Consider the following 15,767-nt stretch of genomic DNA (forward strand, 5'->3'; position numbering starts at 1 on the left):
CCGGGCCGACCGGGTAAGCGACCTGCACGGTGACTCTGCTCCTGCTGGCCGACGGCCTGCATCCCGACAACGACACCGCCCGACGCTGGGCGAACGACGAACTGTCCAAAGCCGAGTACCACGAGCAGGCACAGAACACCGCTCCCGCGGAGCACAGCAAGAGCTTCTCCTTGAGGCTCTACGAGTTCCTCACCGGCGGACCGACTCCCGACACAACGCTGATCGTGACGATCATCGTGGTGGTATTGATCATCATCGCGCTCGTCGCGTGTGCGCTGGTCTACGTGCGTCGCACCCCGCGCGCGCACCGCGCCGACACCTCTACCCTGCTCGACGACCTGCCACTGCGGTCCGGCGACTACCGGTCGGCCGCACAGGAGTTTCTGGAGCGCGGCGATGCCGACGGTTGCGTGCGCGAAGCAATGCGTGCGCTCGCACGACGCGGCATCGAACGCGGGTACATTGTCGCGGCGCCGTCGTTGACCGCTCGCGAGGCATCCCGACGCCTCGGCGTCGTGTTCGACGAGAAGAGGGACCGGCTCCGCTGGGCCGCCGATCTTTTCGACGCCGTCGAGTACGGCCACCGGCACGCCGACCGCGAGCAGGCCGAGGCCATGCTCGAGCTGGAGCGTTCGCTACGCAGAGCACGAGCGCACTCTGACGATGCCGAGCCGAGTGCCGATGCAGTGGTCGGGCGGTGAGCGCGCCGGTGAGCGCCCCGCCGCGGGCGCCGGAGCATCGTCGTGCCAGCACCACGGCTTCTCGACGCCGGCGTGGGCTGTGGTGGGCCATCGGCGGCGTCGTGGCCGTGGTCGCGATCGCACTGCTTGCCGTTCTCGCTCTCGGTGGAGGGTCGTCGTCGAAGCCGTCGGCACCCACCAACGCGATACCCGGCGACCCCGACAACGCCGGGCCGGAGGGCACCCGCGGCGTGACATCGATCATCAGGGATCACGGCGTCGACGTCGACGTGGTGCACGGGCTCGACCAACTTCGTGACCGTCCGCGGCCCGGCCCCGGCGACACGGCGGTGGTGAGCGATCGCGCGCTCACCGAGGCCAACGCTCCCTACCTCATCGGCAGGTTCCACGACGTACACCGGCTGATCCTGCTCGCGCCGTCCGACGGCGTACTCGAATCACTCGGACTGCCGGTGTCGGAGGCGTCGACGATCGCATCGACTCGGGCGGCTGCCGGTTGCTCGCTGGTCGGACTCTCACCCGACGACGTCATCTCGACCACAGGCAGCGGCCAGGGGTCGTACTCCACTGCCTCGACGTACGCGACGACGCAGCCCTCGGCATCCTGCTTTCAGTCCGATCCCCTGAGCACTACAGGCTCCCGCGCAGCGCAGTTGGTCGTGCTGCCCGCGACGGCCTCGCACCCCGAGATCGTGGTGACCGACGACACCTTCTTCCACAACGCCAACCTCGCCGACGACGACAACGCGGGCGTGGCCATCCGGGTCCTCGCCCCCAGCGACCGCCTCATCTGGTTCATCCCGGAGTTCGGAGACCGAGCGCCGGAACCCGGCGAGCCAGACTCCGATCCGAGCGCGCAGATCCCCCGCTGGATCGGGCCCGGATTCCTGCTGGCGGTGTGTGCCGTTCTGGCGTTGATGCTGTGGCGCGGAAGGCGATTCGGTCCGATGGTCGCCGAACCGCTGCCCGCCGTGGTCAAGGCGATCGAGACCACACAGGCCCGTGGACGGCTCTACCACCGCGCCGGGGCCGACACGCGTGCCGCTGCGATCCTGCGTATTCGCACCATCTCGCGCATAGCCGGGTACCTCGGACTCCACTACGACCCCGTGCACGCCCTTGACGCGCTCGACGCCTCCGACGACAGCGACGACTCGGGTGTGTGGACACCCGATGACTCGGACGCATCGGTCGCCGCGATCATTCAGGTCACTGCAACAACAACCCGCCGCGACCAGCGCGACGTCGCGGCACTCCTGACCGGTCCGCTCCCCGAGGGCGACGATGCGCTGGTCGCCTTCACCACCGAACTGACCGCTCTAGAGAAAGAAGTACGAGGCACACCATGACGGCACCCTCCCCACGACCGCCATCGTCTCACCAGCCAACGCCACAGCAGCCGACAATTCCGCAACCGTTGTCGGGGAACAAGTCTCTTCCGCCAGGCGGCTACGGTGCGTCCACCCCTGAGCGGGACCGCCTGAACGCGGTGCGCTCGGAGGTCGGCAAAGCCGTTGTGGGACAAGATACTGCGGTATCGGGGATACTGATCGCCCTGCTGTGTCGCGGCCACATCCTGCTCGAAGGTGTTCCCGGCGTCGCCAAGACGCTGCTCGTGCGCGCGGTCGCTACGGCCCTCGACGTCGACACCGCGCGCGTGCAGTTCACCCCCGACCTGATGCCCGGCGATGTCACCGGGTCGCTGATCTTCGACACCGCGGCGTCGGAGTTCAGGTTCCGCGAGGGGCCGGTGTTCACCAATCTCCTTCTCGCCGACGAGATCAACCGCACACCGCCCAAGACACAGGCGTCGCTGCTCGAGGCGATGGAAGAGGCACAGGTGTCGGTCGACGGCGTACCGCGCCCCCTGCCCGACCCGTTCCTGGTCGCAGCGACCCAGAACCCCGTGGAGTATGAGGGCACCTATCCGCTCCCGGAGGCGCAACTCGACCGCTTCCTGCTCAAGGTGACCCTTCCGGTGCCCCCGCGCGACGACGAGATCACCGTGTTGACAAGGCATGCAGCGGGATTCGACCCGCACAATCTGTCGGCCGCCGGTCTTCGGCCGGTCGCAACTGCCGACGACGTGATCGCGGGTGCTGCGGCGGTGCGACGCGTATCCGTCGCACCGCAGATCGCGGCCTACATCGTCGACATCGCCCGGGCCACCCGGATGTCGCCGTCCCTGTCGCTCGGCGTCAGTCCACGTGGCGCCACCGCTCTTCTCGGCACGAGCAGAGCGTGGGCGTGGCTGAACGGACGCGACTTCGTCACTCCCGACGACGTCCAGGCGATGGCGCATGCGACTCTCGCACACCGGCTCTCGCTGCGTCCCGAGGCCGAACTCGAGGGCGTCTCGGTCGGAGCCGTGCTGGCCGCGGCGATCGGTTCCGTTCCCGTACCGCGCTGATGGTCATCACCGGCCGGTTCTTCGCGCTCGTCGTCGCCGGCGCGATCCCCACCGTGCTGTTCCCGCACTACTGGGTGGTCCTCGCCTGGGTGGCGGCCTGCATCACGGTACTGCTGGTCGACCTCGCCGCCGTCGGAAACCCGGTGCGCATCCTGGAAATGAGCCGGATTCCGTGCGGCCCTGTACAACTCGGACAGTCCGTCGACACGACGCTCGTGGTCCGCAATCTCGGTGGGAGCCGATTCCGGGGCGCGATCCGCGACGCCTGGCAGTCCTCGGCGGGCGCGGAACCGACGACTCCGCGGCCGATGAAGCTCGACCCGCGCCGGTCCGCGTCCATAACGACCACGCTCACGCCCACCAGGCGAGGTGACCGACTCGCGGTCGGTGTCACCGTTCGACGCTTCGGTCCGCTCGGACTCAGCGCCCGACAACGGACCGTCGTGGTGCCGGGCATCGTGCGTGCCCTGCCGGTGTTCACGGCTCGCAAGCATCTGCCCTCGCGCCTTGCCTATCTACGACAGCTCGACGGCCGGTCGGCCGTGCGCACACGTGGACAGGGGACCGAATTCGATTCGCTGCGCGACTATGTCGAGGGCGACGACGTGCGCAGCATCGACTGGCGCGCCACCGCTCGACGCCGCTCCGTGGTTGTCCGCACGTGGCAGCCGGAGAAGGACAGGCACATCGTCATCGTGCTAGATACCTCGAGAACATCCGCGGGCCGCGTCGGCGACGCCCCGCGACTCGACGCCGCGATGGATGCGGCGTTGCTGTTGGCGCCGCTGGCGTCGCATGCAGGCGACCGCGTCGACCTGATCGCGGGCGACCGTATGGTGCATCGGCGCGTCGTCGGTGCACCACGCACCACGCTGATGAGCGACCTGGTGACAGCGATGGCGCCGCTCGAACCCGCTCTGGTGGAGGCAGATTGGACGATGCTGTGTACCGAGGTGAGCAAGGTGTCCCGCCAACGGGCACTCGTGGTGTTGTTGACGCCGATGGAACCCGCCGCGGTGGAGGAGTCACTCCTGCCGCCACTGGCCGCGCTCGCGCAGCGCTACCAGGTGGTCATCGGATCGGTCTCCGACCCCCTGCTCGACGAGATGGCGCAGCGTCGTGACGACGCGCGCGAGATCTACGACGCCGCAGCCGCTTCCCGCACACTTGCACTGCGGGGGCGCACGGCGTCGGCGCTGCGTCGGCTCGGCGTCGACGTCGACGTCGTGGATGCCGAGCCGGACAAGCTGCCTGCCGCGCTGGCAGACCACTACCTGCTGCTGAAATCGCGCGGTTTGCTCTGAGGAGACTCAGACGACCGGCACGCTGTACCCGCGGTCGATCTCGTCGAGATCGCCTGTCGCACCCCGCTGGTGTGCACGACGTCCGAGAACCAGTGCGTACCAGAGGAACCCGACCCAGACCACGATACCGATACCGATACGTGCCCAGGTGGGCAGGCCGGACGGAGTCACGAATGCCTCGATGGCACCGGAGATCAACAGCAGTACAACGAGTCCTATGCCGATGGCGACAGCGGTGCGTCCTGCCTCGGCGAGCGACTCCGAACGCTTGCGCTCGCCCGGGGCCACCCAGGACCAGAAGATGCGCAGCCCCACCCCCGCGGCCACGAACAGGCAGGTGAGTTCGAGGAGACCGTGTGGGGTGATGAGGCCGAAGAACAGGTCGCCGCGACCGTGGCGAATCATGATCGAACCCGTCACAGCGAGATTGAGGATGTTCTCGTAGAGCATCCAGACCACCGGGAAGCCGAACACCCCGAAGGCGATGCACAGCAGCGCAAGTCGAAAGTTGTTGGTCCAGACCTGAAAAGCGAACGACGACGCGGCGTGCGCGGAGTAGTAGCTCTCGAAGTCGTCGTTGACGAGGTGCTCGATCTGCTCGCGCGACCCGAACGCATGCTCCATCGTCGGGTGAGAGAGGAGCCACCAGCCGATACCGACCGCGAATACGACCGCCACGAGCAGCACGGTGAGCCACCATCGGCGGGTGCCGTAGAGCGCAGCGGGCAGGGTCACCGTCACATACCGGCCCAGTTGCTCCCAGGTGGTGGCGGTCGATCCGAGCGCATGTCCACGCGCACGTGCAAGCAGCGTCGACAGGTACGCGACGACCGCGCCGTCGGGTGCTGACGAGCGGATCACCGACAGGTGGGTCGCCGTGCGCTGATAGGCGTCGAGGATCTCGTCGGATTCGGCCCCGGTGAGGTGTCGCTTGCGCGAGAGTTCGTCGAGTCGCTGCCACGTCGGTGACTTCGCTCGTACGTAGGCGTCGAGATCCACACCGGTAGCGTAGCGAGGAGGTCGACGCGCTGTACCGCTGGCAGGCAGGATCATTCACGCGACGCATGCGCCGACGGGATGTGCGTCGCTGTACCCGCTACGGTGTTGCCTATGTACACGGTGCCGAGCAGGTATTCGGCGGGGACGATCGGCGTAGGACGCAACGATCTGGTGTCGGGCGAGGCCGTCGCACTCGATCTCCCGCCCGCATCACTCGGTCGACGCATCGTCTCGGGGATCCTCGACCTGACGATCGTTCTCATCGTGCTCGTTGCGTTGATGTGGCTGTCACTGAAGGTTGCCGCCAGCCTCTCCGACGGCGCTGTGCTGGCCGGGGCGTTCGCGCTGTCGTGGGTACTCGCGCTGATCGTCGTGCCCACCGCGGTGGAGACCCTCAGCAGAGGAAAGTCTCTCGGACATCGTGCGCTCGGTCTGCGTACCGTCCGTGACGATGCCGGCCCCATCGGATTCCGACATGCGCTCACCCGAGCGCTCATCGGCACCGTCGAGATCTTCTCTTTCTTCGGTGTGCCCGCCCTGGTCGCTGTGGGCATCAGCGGCAAGAACAAGCGCATCGGCGATCTCGTCGCCGGCACGTACGTGATCCGCGATCGGCGTTCGCTCGAGGTCGCAGGCACCGCTGTGATGCCCTCGTACCTCGAGCCGTGGGCCAGGACCGCCGACATCGGTGTCCTGACCGACCATCAGGCCATGCTCATCCGGATGTTCCTGCATCGCGCACCATCATTCCGCGACGATGCCCTGCGCGCGGCGTCGGCACGGCAGCTGGTCCTCATGCTTGCGCCGTACATCTCACCCGCGCCGCCGCCGGGTGCGTCCGACGAAGACGTGCTCAACGCCGTTGCAGCGGAACGTCGACACCGCGAGTGGCTGCGCCTGAAGCGCGACGACGACCTCCGACGCCGGCTGCTGCGCTGAGCAGCAGGCGTCGAGTGGGCGCTACTTCAGCTCGCTGCTGGATTTGCCGAGCACGCGGCGCGCGATGATCAACTGCTGGATCTGCTGTGTGCCCTCGAAGATGTCGAGGATCTTGGAATCGCGAGCCCACTTCTCGAGCAGGCCGACCTCCGAATAGCCCGTGGTTCCGCCGATTTCGACCGCCTTGTTGGTCAACTCGGTCACCATACGGCCTGCCTTGGCCTTCGACATCGAGGCCTCGGTGGAGTTCGGCTGCTTGTTGTCGGCCATCCATGCGGCGCGGATCGCCAGCAACCAGGAAGCCTCCCAATCGGATTCGAGGCGAATGAAGTCGTGTACCGCCGCTGCCTGGTTGGCTGCGGGCTTGTCGTAGTCGATCTCATGGCCAGCGCCCTCGATGACCGTGCGCAGCTCTTCGAGAGCGGCGCGACCGAGTCCGATCGCCATGGCCGCCACCAGTGGCCTCGTGTTGTCGAAGGTCTGCATCACGCCGGCGAAGGCCTTCTTGGTGTCGACTTCGGGTGAGCCGAGCAGATTCTCGGCGGGAACGCGCGCGTTCTCGAAACGCAGGACCGCGGTGTCGGAGGCGCGGATACCGAGCTTGTGCTCGAGACGCACCACCGACACGCCCTCGGTGTCCATCGGGACGACGAAGCTCTTGATCGCGGCGCGCCCGGCGCTCTTGTCGACGGTCGCCCACACGACGACGTGGTCGGCACGCGATCCCGCGGTCACGAAGATCTTCTCGCCGTTGATGACGTAGTCGTCGCCGTCGAGCGTCGCGGTGGTACTGACCGCCGCCGAGTCGGACCCGAAGCTGGGCTCGGTGATGGCCATCGACGCCCACACGTCGGAGAACTTCTCGAGCTGCTCGGGGTTGCCCACCGCAGCGATCGCGGCGTTGCCAAGACCCTGGTACGGGATCGACAGCATGAGTGCTACGTCGCCCCACCCCATCTCGACACCGTGCAGGACCGCGCGCATGTTGCCGCCGTTGACCACGTCGGACTTCTTTGCCGACGACTTGTCCGCCGCGTCGGACTCACGGCCCTTGCGGGCAGCCTCGCGGGCGAGTTTGCCCAGCTCGTCGAGCTCCTCGGGATAGGTGTGCTCAGCCTTGTCGTACGTGCGCGAGATGGGCCGGAAGATGTGCTCGGCTGCGAGGTGCGCCTGCTCGGTGACCGGGGCGAGCTTCTGCGGGAGCTCGAGGTTGATTGCCATGCCGGTTATCTTACTGCCCGGTAAGATCGATTTCCACCCCCCATCGCAACCGCGTCTCAACCCAGCAGGCATCGTCTGTCAGCGGTACCCCCGTCCCGATTGGAGACCGTTTACGCTGGCCGCATGGTCTACGACGACGACCTCGCCTACCGCATCCGCGAGTTGCTCTCGGGTGAGACTGGCGTCGTGTCGGTTACGCACGCTCGCTGCCGCCGAAGTGACTGCTCGAGGGACCTCACGAAAAGACGTCGGCGGCAGCGCCGTCGGATGACACGTGAACCCTGCTACTCCTCCAGCAACGGGACCACCGCGAACACCTCGAGGTCACGCGGCGTGCCCTTCGCTTTGAATCGGCGCTTGCGGCTGAGCAATTGGAGTCCGTCGGCGGACTGCAGCGCGTCACTGGTGGCGAGCACCTCGCCGGTTCCGGCGGCATCGGCGACGCGTGCCGCGATATTCACGTCGACGCCGAGGTAGTCGTCACCGACCTGACGCGGAGTTCCGGTGTGCACACCCGCGCGCAACTGGGCGCGGTAATCGTCGTGGGTGATCGCGCTGACGGCGCCGCACAGTTCGAACGCGGCGAGGATGGCGTCGGCGGCGTCGGGGAACACTGCCATGACCCCGTCGCCGAGCGACTTCACGATTCGACCGCGGTGTGCGCCGATGATCTCGCCACTAACCCGATTGACCTCCCCGATCAGCGACAGCACGCTGTCGTCACCCGCGCGCAGTGCCCAGGAGGAGAACCCGACGAGGTCGGTGAACAGGACCGTCACGTCCGTGGTGTGCGGCGCGTTTCCCGTCCGCCGATCGACGAGCGCCTGCCACACCTTCAACACGGTCACCGCCAGCTCGCGCGACGCACTCGGTGAGCGTTCGGGGCCGCTGAGCAGTTTCTCCATGCGCTCGGACATCCGCGTGGGACGAGCGAGGTCGAGTTCGGGCACGGTCTCGGGGGTCAGCTTCCGAGGCAGCTGAGCTGCCCGGATCAGCGACGGTGTGCGGTCGGCGCGACTGAGGAACTCGCCAACGCGTGCCGGACCCGACTGCCCGCGCGCCTCGTCACGATCGGTGTCGACGAGCTCGCCGTCACCCGATTCCGCCCCGCGATCACCGGGGGTCGCGCCGCCGTCGGCCATCACGGGACGATGTTCACCATCCGTCCGGGTACGACGATCACCTTGCGCGGCGGTTGGCCGTCGAGCAGCGCGACGACCTTGTCGTCGTCGAGTGCTGCTCCGCGAATGGTCGCTTCGTCGGCGTCGGCGGGGACCGTGATGCGGCTGCGCACCTTACCCTTGACCTGGATCGGGATTTCGATGGTGTCGTCGACGAGATACCGCTCATCGGCGACCGGGAACGGTCCGCGTACCAGCAGCTCGTCATGCCCGAGACGCGACCACAACTCCTCGGAGATATGCGGCGCGAGCGGCGCCAGCATGAGCACGACCTGCTCTACCGTGTCACGCGGAGCGCCGTCGGGATAGCGCTTCGTCAAATGGCTCGTCAGTTTGGTCAGTGCGGCGACGGCGATGTTGTCTCGAAGACCGTTGTAGTCCTCGCGAACCTCGGCAATCGTCTTGTGCAACAAGCGAAGTGTCTCATCGTCGGGATCGATCTCCGCAACCCGCACCGCACCCGATTCCTCGTCGACGACGAGCCGCCACACGCGTTGCAGGAATCGCTGGAGGCCGACGACGTCCTTTGTCGCCCACGGCCTCGACTGATCGAGCGGACCCATGAACATCTCGTAGAGCCGCAGCGTGTCCGCGCCGTACTCGGTGGCGATGTCGTCGGGTGTCACCGAGTTCTTCAGCGACTTGCCCATCTTGCCGTATTCCTGGGTGACCTTCTCGCCGTTGTAGAAGAACTCGCCGTCGAGTTCGGTCACCTCGTCGGCGGGCACGTAGATGCCGCGCGAATCGGTGAACGCATATGCCTGGATCATGCCCTGGTTGAACAGCTTTCGGTACGGCTCACTACTCGTGACGTACCCGAGGTCGAAAAGCACTTTGTGCCAGAAACGTGAGTACAGCAGGTGCAGCACGGCATGCTCGACTCCGCCGATGTAAAGGTCGAGGCCGCCGGGATCACTGAGTCCGTGCAGCTCCGGCCGCGGACCCATCCAATAGGCCTCGTTCTCCTTGGCGCAGAACTCTTCCTCGTTCGTCGGGTCGATGTAGCGCAGCTGGTACCAGGAGCTCCCTGCCCACTGGGGCATGACGTTCGCGTCCCGCCTGTACATCTTGGGACCGTCGCCGAGATCGAGTTCGACGTTGATCCAGTCGGTTGCCTTCGCCAACGGCGGGCTGGGTTCGCTGTCGGCGTCATCGGGATCGAACGCGACGGGAGCGTAGTCCTCGACCTCCGGAAGCTCTACCGGCAGCATCGATTCCGGCAGTGCGTGTGCGCGACCGTCCTCGTCGTAGACGATCGGGAAGGGCTCGCCCCAGTACCGCTGTCGCGCAAACAGCCAGTCGCGCAGCTTGTACTGTACGGTTCCCTTGCCCTTGCCCTGGTTCTCGAGCCATTCGACGATGGCAGCCTTCGCATCCTCCACGTTCTTCCCGTCGAGGAAGCCCGAGTTCACCAGCGGGCCGTCACCGACGTAGGCCTGCTCTGCGACGCCCTGCTCGGATCCGATGACCTCCACGATCGGCAGCCCGAAGACCGTGGCGAACTCGTAGTCGCGCGAGTCGTGCGCGGGCACGGCCATGATCGCGCCGGTGCCGTAGCCCATCAGGACGTAGTCCGCGACGAACACCGGAACCTGTTCTCCGTTCACCGGATTCGTGGCGTACGAGCCGGTGAAGACGCCTGTCTTCTCCTTGTTCTCCTGGCGCTCGAGATCCGACTTCGCGGCGATCGACGCGCGGTAGTTCTCGATTGCCGCTGCGGGCGAGTCCGCGGAGTACGTCCAGCGCGTGTCGACACCGTCGGGCCAGGCGTCGGCGGTGAGAGCGTCGACCAATGGGTGCTCCGGGGCGAGCACCATGTAGGTGGCGCCGAAGAGGGTGTCGGGTCGGGTTGTGAAGACCTCGATGACCGCATCGCCGTCGGCCTGCGCCGGGACTCCCGGTACGGGGAACTGCACCTGTGCACCGCGAGAACGTCCGATCCAGTTGCGCTGCATGGTCTTGACCTTCTCCGGCCAGTCCAGCAGTTCGAGGTCGTCGAGCAGGCGGTCGGAGTAGGCGGTGATGCGCATCATCCACTGCCGCAGGTGCTTGCGGAACACCGGGAAGTTGCCGCGGTCGCTGCGACCGTCGGCGGTGACCTCCTCGTTGGCCAGCACCGTGCCCAGACCGGGCGCCCAGTTGACCAACGAATCACTGAGGTAGACAAGACGATACGAGTCGACGACGTCGGACTTCTCTGTCGCGGACAGGTCGGCCCATACCCGGCCGTCGGCGAGTGTGCGTGTGCCGCTGTCGAACTCGGCGATCAGCTCGTCGATACGGCGCGCCTTGCCCGCCTCATCGTCGTACCAGGCGTTGTAGATCTGCAGGAAGATCCACTGTGTCCATCGGTAGAACGCGACGTCGGTCGTCGCGATACGACGACGCTCGTCGTGTCCGAGGCCGAGGCGTCGGATCTGGCCGAGGTAGCGCTCGATGTTGGCCTCGGTGGTGGTACGCGGATGGGTACCGGTCTGCACCGCGTACTGCTCAGCCGGAAGACCGAACGAGTCGAAACCCATCGTGTGCAGCACGTTGGCGCCCGTCATGCGCTGGAACCGAGCGAAGACGTCGCTGGCGATGAACCCGAGCGGGTGCCCGACGTGCAGTCCCGATCCGGACGGATACGGGAACATGTCCTGGACGAACAGCTTGTCGGGAGCGTCGGGCCCGCTGCCGTCGAAGGCGCTCATGTCGCCGGCGAGCGGTCCGACCGGGTTGGGCGCCTCGAAGGCGCGGCGCTGCGTCCACTCGCGCTGCCAGCGCTCCTCGATCTCGCCCGCGAGTCGAGCGGTGTAGCGGTGCCCCGGCGTCGCGGAAGCTGGGTCGGTGCTCGCCGGATTGGCGGCGCCCTCGGGGGTGGAGATGTCGGCGGTGCTCACCTCACCAGGGTAAATCGTGGCTTCGGCTGCCCTGAAATCGACGTCGGATGGGCGGGAAAAGTATGGTGGTCGGGTGCATGTGGTGTCGATCGTGGTCTCGGTATGCGTCTGTGCGTTGGCCCTGGTGTGGCTGATCGTGGGAGCGACCGGCCTGGTCGGCCGTCTCCCACGCAACCGCTACCTCGGGGTCCGCACCGACTCGACGATGGCCTCGCAGGAGGCATTCGCACTGGCCAACCGGATCGCGGCGCCCGGAACACTCGGCGCCGCGGTCATCTTGATCGCCGGTGGCGCACTGACAGTGGCCGTCGACAGTGCGTGGTCTGTGGTGTTCGGGCTGATCGCGCTCCTGGCGGGCATTCTGCTGGTCGGCGCGGTCAGCGGCTATGCCATGCGTGCGGCCGATGCCGTCGCCCCCGCCGAGGATGCGGGCTGCAGTTGCTGCTCGGCCGATCACAGCGCTACCGGCGAGGAGCACGCCCAGACATCCTCGGCTGCGTCCGCCGACCCCGCCGCAGACTGCGGCACCGACAGCTGCGCGTCGTGCACGCTGCGCGGCATGTGCTCCACCGACGACGCAGTCGCGTCGAGCGGTCCCGCTGCGTCGTCACCTGATGCGGGCGCGCCGACGTCGAATGCTGCGGCCACACCGGGACGCCCCGACAATCACGCACCGACCCCATAGGACGTGCTGCGCCGACTCCTCGCCCGGTCTCCGATCGACGGCTTCGTCCTGGCGATTCTCACGGCGGTCGTCGTGGCGGCCTTCTTTCCCGCGCGCGGCACCTTCGCCGACGTGCTCGACTGGACCGTCACGATAGCCATCGGCTTCCTGTTCTTCCTCTACGGCGCTCGCCTGCATCCACGCGAAGCGCTCGACGGGTTGGCCCACTGGCGACTGCACCTGACGATCCTCGCGTTCACATTCCTGGTCTTTCCCCTCGTCGGCCTGGCGCTGCGGCCGATCGTCGAACCGTTGATCGGCCACGACCTCTACACCGGCCTGTTGTACCTGACCCTGGTGCCGTCGACAGTCCAGTCGTCGATCGCCTTCACTTCCATCGCCCGCGGCAACGTACCGGGAGCGATCGTCAGCGCCTCGGCGTCGAATCTGATCGGTGTGGTGCTGACGCCGCTGCTCGTCGTCGCACTGATGAGCGGAACAAACGGGGTACACATCACCGCGTCGTCGGTGCTGGAGATCCTGCTGCAGATCCTGGTTCCCTTCATCGTCGGCCAGCTCTGTAGACCGCTGGTCACGCCGTTTCTCAAGCGGCACGCCGAGCCGACGAAGTTCGTCGACCGGGCGTCGATCGTTCTCGTCGTCTACGCGGCGTTCAGCGAGGGTGTGCGCAACGGGATCTGGTCGATCGTCAGCGCGTGGCAGGTCGTCGCCGTCGCGGTGATCGCCACCATCCTGGTCATCGTGATGCTCGCACTCACCTGGTGGAGTGCACGGCGACTGGGATTCAACCGCGCCGACGCGATCGCGATCCAATTCTGCGGAACCAAGAAGAGTCTCGCCACCGGTCTGCCGATGGCGACGGTCTTGTTCGGCGGGTCAGTCGTCGGGCTGATCGTGTTGCCGCTGATGATCTTTCACCAGATCCAGCTCATTCTGTGCTCCTGGCTGGCCACTCGATACAGCCGACACGACGAGACCGTCGAGGCCACCTGACGACGCCCGTCGACGTCGCACATAGACGACGAGGACGTAGATCGCCGCACAGCACAGCAGCCCGATCACGACGTAGAGCAGGATCGTGGCACCGAGAACGGCCCCCGCGAAGTATCCGACGACCAGCACCGCGGTCACCCAGCTGACCGCCCCGGCGATGTCGGCGACGCTGAACCGCACGAACCGCATCCCGGTCATGCCTGCGACCCGTGGCATGAGCGTGCGGACGTAGCCGATCCATCGACTCGCGGCGACCATGACCATCCCGGATTCGTTGAGACGCGTGCGCGTCTGCTCCCACCGTTGTTCGCCGAATCGACGCCCGAGGGGGGATTCGACCAGGCGCGGACCCCCGACCCTCCCGAACCAGAACCCCACCGCGTCCCCCGCGATCGCACACACGCAGGCCACCACGATCAACACGCCGATGTTGGTGTCTCCGACGGCGGCCGCCACGCCCGCGGCGAGCAACAGTGCCTCGCTGGGCATGATCAGCCCCGCGATGATGACCGCGGTCTCCGCAAAGACCACACCGCCTGCGATCAGGTAGACCGCCCACACGGGAACCGACCTGATCACTTCGATCAGCCAGTCGGCGATGGAATGCACCCACCCGAGGTTAGTTGGGCCGGGGATACGGCGATGCAGAGGTGATCCGGTTACCCCAACTCACTGCCGCGAGCGAGGCGATACTGCTGGCCGCCGCCGCGGGCGCGCACGGCGATGCCGAGGTCGCGAAGTTCGTCTCGTGCGTTCTCGGCGGTGCCGGGAAGATCGTCGGCCAACGCACGTTCTCGTGCGCGGAAGAGGTCGTGTGTGTGAGCGTCGAGTAGGCCGCTGCCGTCCACCCAGGCAGCGAAAGCGTCGTCGTAGGGGTCCCGTGTTCCATGCCAGGGGTAGTCGAGGCGTTCGAACGCTCCGCGCAGCCTGTCCACGAGCACTCTGTCGGTCGTGACACGCAGTAGCTCGTTTGTGGCGGTGTCGGTGACGACCAGGTCGTGGCCGTCGGTGAACGCACCACCGATCCGCTCGCGAGCGACGTGGCGGATGCTCCCGGCACGGTGCACCGTCATCCCTTCGACAGTGATCGTTATGGTGCCGTTCTCCTTCTGCCATTCCCTGCCGAACCACAACCCGGTGAAGCACCCGGCCAGAGTGAGTATCGGAATCGCCCAGATCAAGGGGAGCCCGGCAGCAAGTCGCAGCGGGCCAGGAGCATCACCGGCGAGCCCGAGGAGCCAGTTGACGAGTGGTCCGACGAGGAAGGCGGCACCGCAGCCCAGCACCGCGCCCGCCAGAGACATGCCGATGACCCACCGCTGCGAGATCGAGACGTCGATGGTGCTCTCAGCCATGATCTTCCTCCCGAGGGGCCCGCGGAGGGCTGAGGTAACCCAGCACAGTGCGGTGTAACTCGATATGCGGCGAATGCCCCGGACGGGCGTTCAGATAGGTCGCATCGACGACGGCCAACAACCACGTTGCCGCCTCGGTGGCGTCCAGATCCGGATCGATGCTTCCGCCCGTGATCCCGCGAGAGATCAACTCGGCCAAGCCCTTACGGAGCACACTCGTGGTTCGCTCCACCACTGCAACCAGCTCCTCGTCATCACCGACTCGGCGCAGCAGCTCGACCAGCATGCCCGAAGCCGACGGGTCGGCGGCATCTCGGGACAGGGCGTCGAGCACGTCCAGGATTGCCGCCACCGGGTCGGGCGGCTCGGCGTGGCCGCGCGATCAACTCCTCGGCGGCAGGCAGGTCACGCTCGAACACCGCTCGAAACAAGGACGCCTTGTCCTCGAAGTAGTAGAAGACGCTGGCCGGGCTCGTGCCTGCGGCCTTGGCGACCGCTGCAACGCTCGTGCGGTCATAGCCCTGAGCGGCGAACAGACGACCCGCATGCGCAGCGATCTGCTCCCGCTTCTGCGCGATCCGCTCCGGATCAGCTCGTCTCGACAACTCGACTCCATTCATTATCTGACTGATCAATCAGACAATATCGTCTCTCGAGTGCGGCGCAAGGCCACCGCACGCTGTCTCGCGAGACGGCGACGGAATTTGTCGGTGGGGTCGGCTAGCGTAGAACGCATATTCGATCCGGTAGCTCGACGGAGATGGCGGGCGGGGGTGACAGAGCGTGAACAGTGATCATGGCGGCGGGCCGGATGGTCGGGGTGACGACCGGGTTGAGGCTGCGGCTGGTTCTGAGACCGTGTGTCCGCCTTCGTTGTTGGATGCTGCCGGGTTGGGTTGTGCGGTGGCGGGGTCTGCTGATGCGCGGGTGGCGGAGGCGTTGACGCGTCTTGCTGAGGTGGTCGATGAGTTGGCCGGGCTCGACGTATCGCAGCTCTCGGATGCGGGTGTGGTGGAGGCGGCGCAGGTGGCTGAGCGGTTGGCGCGGCGCACCGCGGCAGCGGTCACCGATCGGCTGGTGGTGGAGGCGTCGGATCG

At 66.7% G+C, this 15,767-nt stretch carries 15 protein-coding genes and 1 pseudogene; 8 read left to right on the forward strand and 8 right to left on the reverse strand.

Annotated elements, in window-relative coordinates; genetic code table 11:
• Positions 1-29: 29 nt before the first annotated feature.
• From GOACH_RS18785 to GOACH_RS18800, 4 genes are read left to right on the forward strand one after another with little or no spacing between them, the layout of a single operon-like run.
• Positions 30-701, forward strand: a complete 672-nt coding sequence (locus GOACH_RS18785) for a DUF4129 domain-containing protein (protein ID WP_005178247.1) — start codon at positions 30-32, stop codon at positions 699-701.
• 8 nt (positions 702-709) lie between these two features.
• Positions 710-2,050, forward strand: coding sequence for a DUF4350 domain-containing protein (locus GOACH_RS18790; RefSeq protein WP_245551957.1), 1,341 nt, complete (start codon positions 710-712; stop codon positions 2,048-2,050).
• Complete coding sequence (locus GOACH_RS18795) at positions 2,047-3,111, forward strand: AAA family ATPase (protein ID WP_005178252.1); 1,065 nt, start codon at positions 2,047-2,049, stop codon at positions 3,109-3,111. The genes GOACH_RS18790 and GOACH_RS18795 overlap by 4 nt, the downstream gene beginning before the upstream one ends.
• Positions 3,111-4,415 (forward strand): DUF58 domain-containing protein, encoded by a 1,305-nt coding sequence (locus GOACH_RS18800; protein ID WP_005178254.1) that lies wholly within the window; start codon positions 3,111-3,113, stop codon positions 4,413-4,415. The genes GOACH_RS18795 and GOACH_RS18800 overlap by 1 nt, the downstream gene beginning before the upstream one ends.
• Before the next feature lie 6 nt (positions 4,416-4,421).
• Here GOACH_RS18800 and GOACH_RS18805 read toward each other — a convergent pair whose 3' ends face one another.
• Positions 4,422-5,414, reverse strand: a complete 993-nt coding sequence (locus GOACH_RS18805; protein ID WP_005178256.1) for a stage II sporulation protein M — start codon at positions 5,412-5,414, stop codon at positions 4,422-4,424.
• A 111-nt stretch (positions 5,415-5,525) separates the two neighbouring features.
• Between GOACH_RS18805 and GOACH_RS18810 the strand changes: the two genes are divergently transcribed.
• A complete protein-coding gene (locus tag GOACH_RS18810; protein ID WP_005178258.1) occupies positions 5,526-6,353 on the forward strand; it encodes an RDD family protein in 828 nt (275 codons plus the stop codon).
• A 21-nt stretch (positions 6,354-6,374) separates the two neighbouring features.
• Here the strand turns inward: GOACH_RS18810 and GOACH_RS18815 are convergent, their stop codons facing one another.
• From GOACH_RS18815 to leuS, 3 genes are all read right to left on the reverse strand, one after another.
• Positions 6,375-7,574, reverse strand: coding sequence for an acyl-CoA dehydrogenase family protein (locus tag GOACH_RS18815; protein WP_005178261.1), 1,200 nt, complete (start codon positions 7,572-7,574; stop codon positions 6,375-6,377).
• A 284-nt stretch (positions 7,575-7,858) separates the two neighbouring features.
• Positions 7,859-8,716 carry an adenylate/guanylate cyclase domain-containing protein gene (locus tag GOACH_RS18820; RefSeq protein WP_005178266.1) on the reverse strand — a complete coding sequence of 286 codons (858 nt, stop codon included), beginning with the start codon at positions 8,714-8,716 and terminating at the stop codon, positions 7,859-7,861.
• Complete coding sequence (gene leuS / locus GOACH_RS18825; protein ID WP_245551961.1) at positions 8,716-11,622, reverse strand: leucine--tRNA ligase; 2,907 nt, start codon at positions 11,620-11,622, stop codon at positions 8,716-8,718. The genes GOACH_RS18820 and leuS overlap by 1 nt, the downstream gene beginning before the upstream one ends.
• A gap of 31 nt (positions 11,623-11,653) precedes the next feature.
• On the opposite strand from leuS, the gene GOACH_RS18830 reads away from it, so the two are divergent.
• Together GOACH_RS18830 and GOACH_RS18835 are read left to right on the forward strand one after the other, a co-directional pair.
• Positions 11,654-12,322 (forward strand): SdpI family protein, encoded by a 669-nt coding sequence (locus GOACH_RS18830; RefSeq protein ID WP_306302296.1) that lies wholly within the window; start codon positions 11,654-11,656, stop codon positions 12,320-12,322.
• 6 nt (positions 12,323-12,328) lie between these two features.
• On the forward strand, positions 12,329-13,315 hold the full coding sequence (locus GOACH_RS18835) for a bile acid:sodium symporter family protein (protein ID WP_040519133.1): 987 nt from the start codon (positions 12,329-12,331) through the stop codon (positions 13,313-13,315).
• On the opposite strand, the gene GOACH_RS23480 is transcribed toward GOACH_RS18835, so the two are convergent.
• Genes GOACH_RS23480 through GOACH_RS24370 form a run of 4 tightly spaced genes read right to left on the reverse strand, consistent with a single transcriptional unit; the run spans position 13,199 to position 15,275 of the window.
• Positions 13,199-13,924: a DedA family protein gene (locus GOACH_RS23480; RefSeq protein ID WP_005178277.1), complete on the reverse strand. Its 726-nt coding sequence runs from the start codon at positions 13,922-13,924 to the stop codon at positions 13,199-13,201. The two genes, GOACH_RS18835 and GOACH_RS23480, sit on opposite strands and share 117 nt — an antisense overlap.
• Positions 13,925-13,974: 50 nt before the next feature.
• Positions 13,975-14,670, reverse strand: coding sequence for a YqeB family protein (locus GOACH_RS18845; protein ID WP_005178279.1), 696 nt, complete (start codon positions 14,668-14,670; stop codon positions 13,975-13,977).
• Positions 14,663-14,956 (reverse strand): hypothetical protein, encoded by a 294-nt coding sequence (locus tag GOACH_RS24365; protein ID WP_245551958.1) that lies wholly within the window; start codon positions 14,954-14,956, stop codon positions 14,663-14,665. The genes GOACH_RS18845 and GOACH_RS24365 overlap by 8 nt, the downstream gene beginning before the upstream one ends.
• The gene (locus GOACH_RS24370) at positions 14,925-15,275 is read right to left on the reverse strand and encodes a TetR/AcrR family transcriptional regulator (protein WP_245551959.1); all 351 of its coding nucleotides are present in this window, start codon (positions 15,273-15,275) and stop codon (positions 14,925-14,927) included. Before GOACH_RS24370 ends, GOACH_RS24365 begins: the two co-directional genes overlap by 32 nt.
• Positions 15,276-15,528: 253 nt before the next feature.
• Between GOACH_RS24370 and GOACH_RS23485 the strand changes: the two are divergent.
• A pseudogene (locus tag GOACH_RS23485) lies at positions 15,529-15,767 on the forward strand (HNH endonuclease); the annotation flags it as partial.

Source organism: Gordonia aichiensis NBRC 108223 (assembly GCF_000332975.1).
In the GTDB taxonomy this organism is placed as follows: domain Bacteria; phylum Actinomycetota; class Actinomycetes; order Mycobacteriales; family Mycobacteriaceae; genus Gordonia; species Gordonia aichiensis.

Bases quoted from the DNA above. Each gene is read 5' to 3' on its own strand.
- GOACH_RS18795 (WP_005178252.1), top strand. From the start codon at position 2,047: ATGACGGCACCCTCCCCACGACCGCCATCGTCTCACCAGCCAACGCCA.
- GOACH_RS18800 (WP_005178254.1), top strand. From the start codon at position 3,111: ATGGTCATCACCGGCCGGTTCTTCGCGCTCGTCGTCGCCGGCGCGATC.
- GOACH_RS18810 (WP_005178258.1), top strand. From the start codon at position 5,526: ATGTACACGGTGCCGAGCAGGTATTCGGCGGGGACGATCGGCGTAGGA.
- GOACH_RS18815 (WP_005178261.1), bottom strand. From the start codon at position 7,574: ATGGCAATCAACCTCGAGCTCCCGCAGAAGCTCGCCCCGGTCACCGAG.
- GOACH_RS18820 (WP_005178266.1), bottom strand. From the start codon at position 8,716: ATGGCCGACGGCGGCGCGACCCCCGGTGATCGCGGGGCGGAATCGGGT.
- GOACH_RS18845 (WP_005178279.1), bottom strand. From the start codon at position 14,670: ATGGCTGAGAGCACCATCGACGTCTCGATCTCGCAGCGGTGGGTCATC.
- GOACH_RS24365 (WP_245551958.1), bottom strand. From the start codon at position 14,956: ATGCTGGTCGAGCTGCTGCGCCGAGTCGGTGATGACGAGGAGCTGGTT.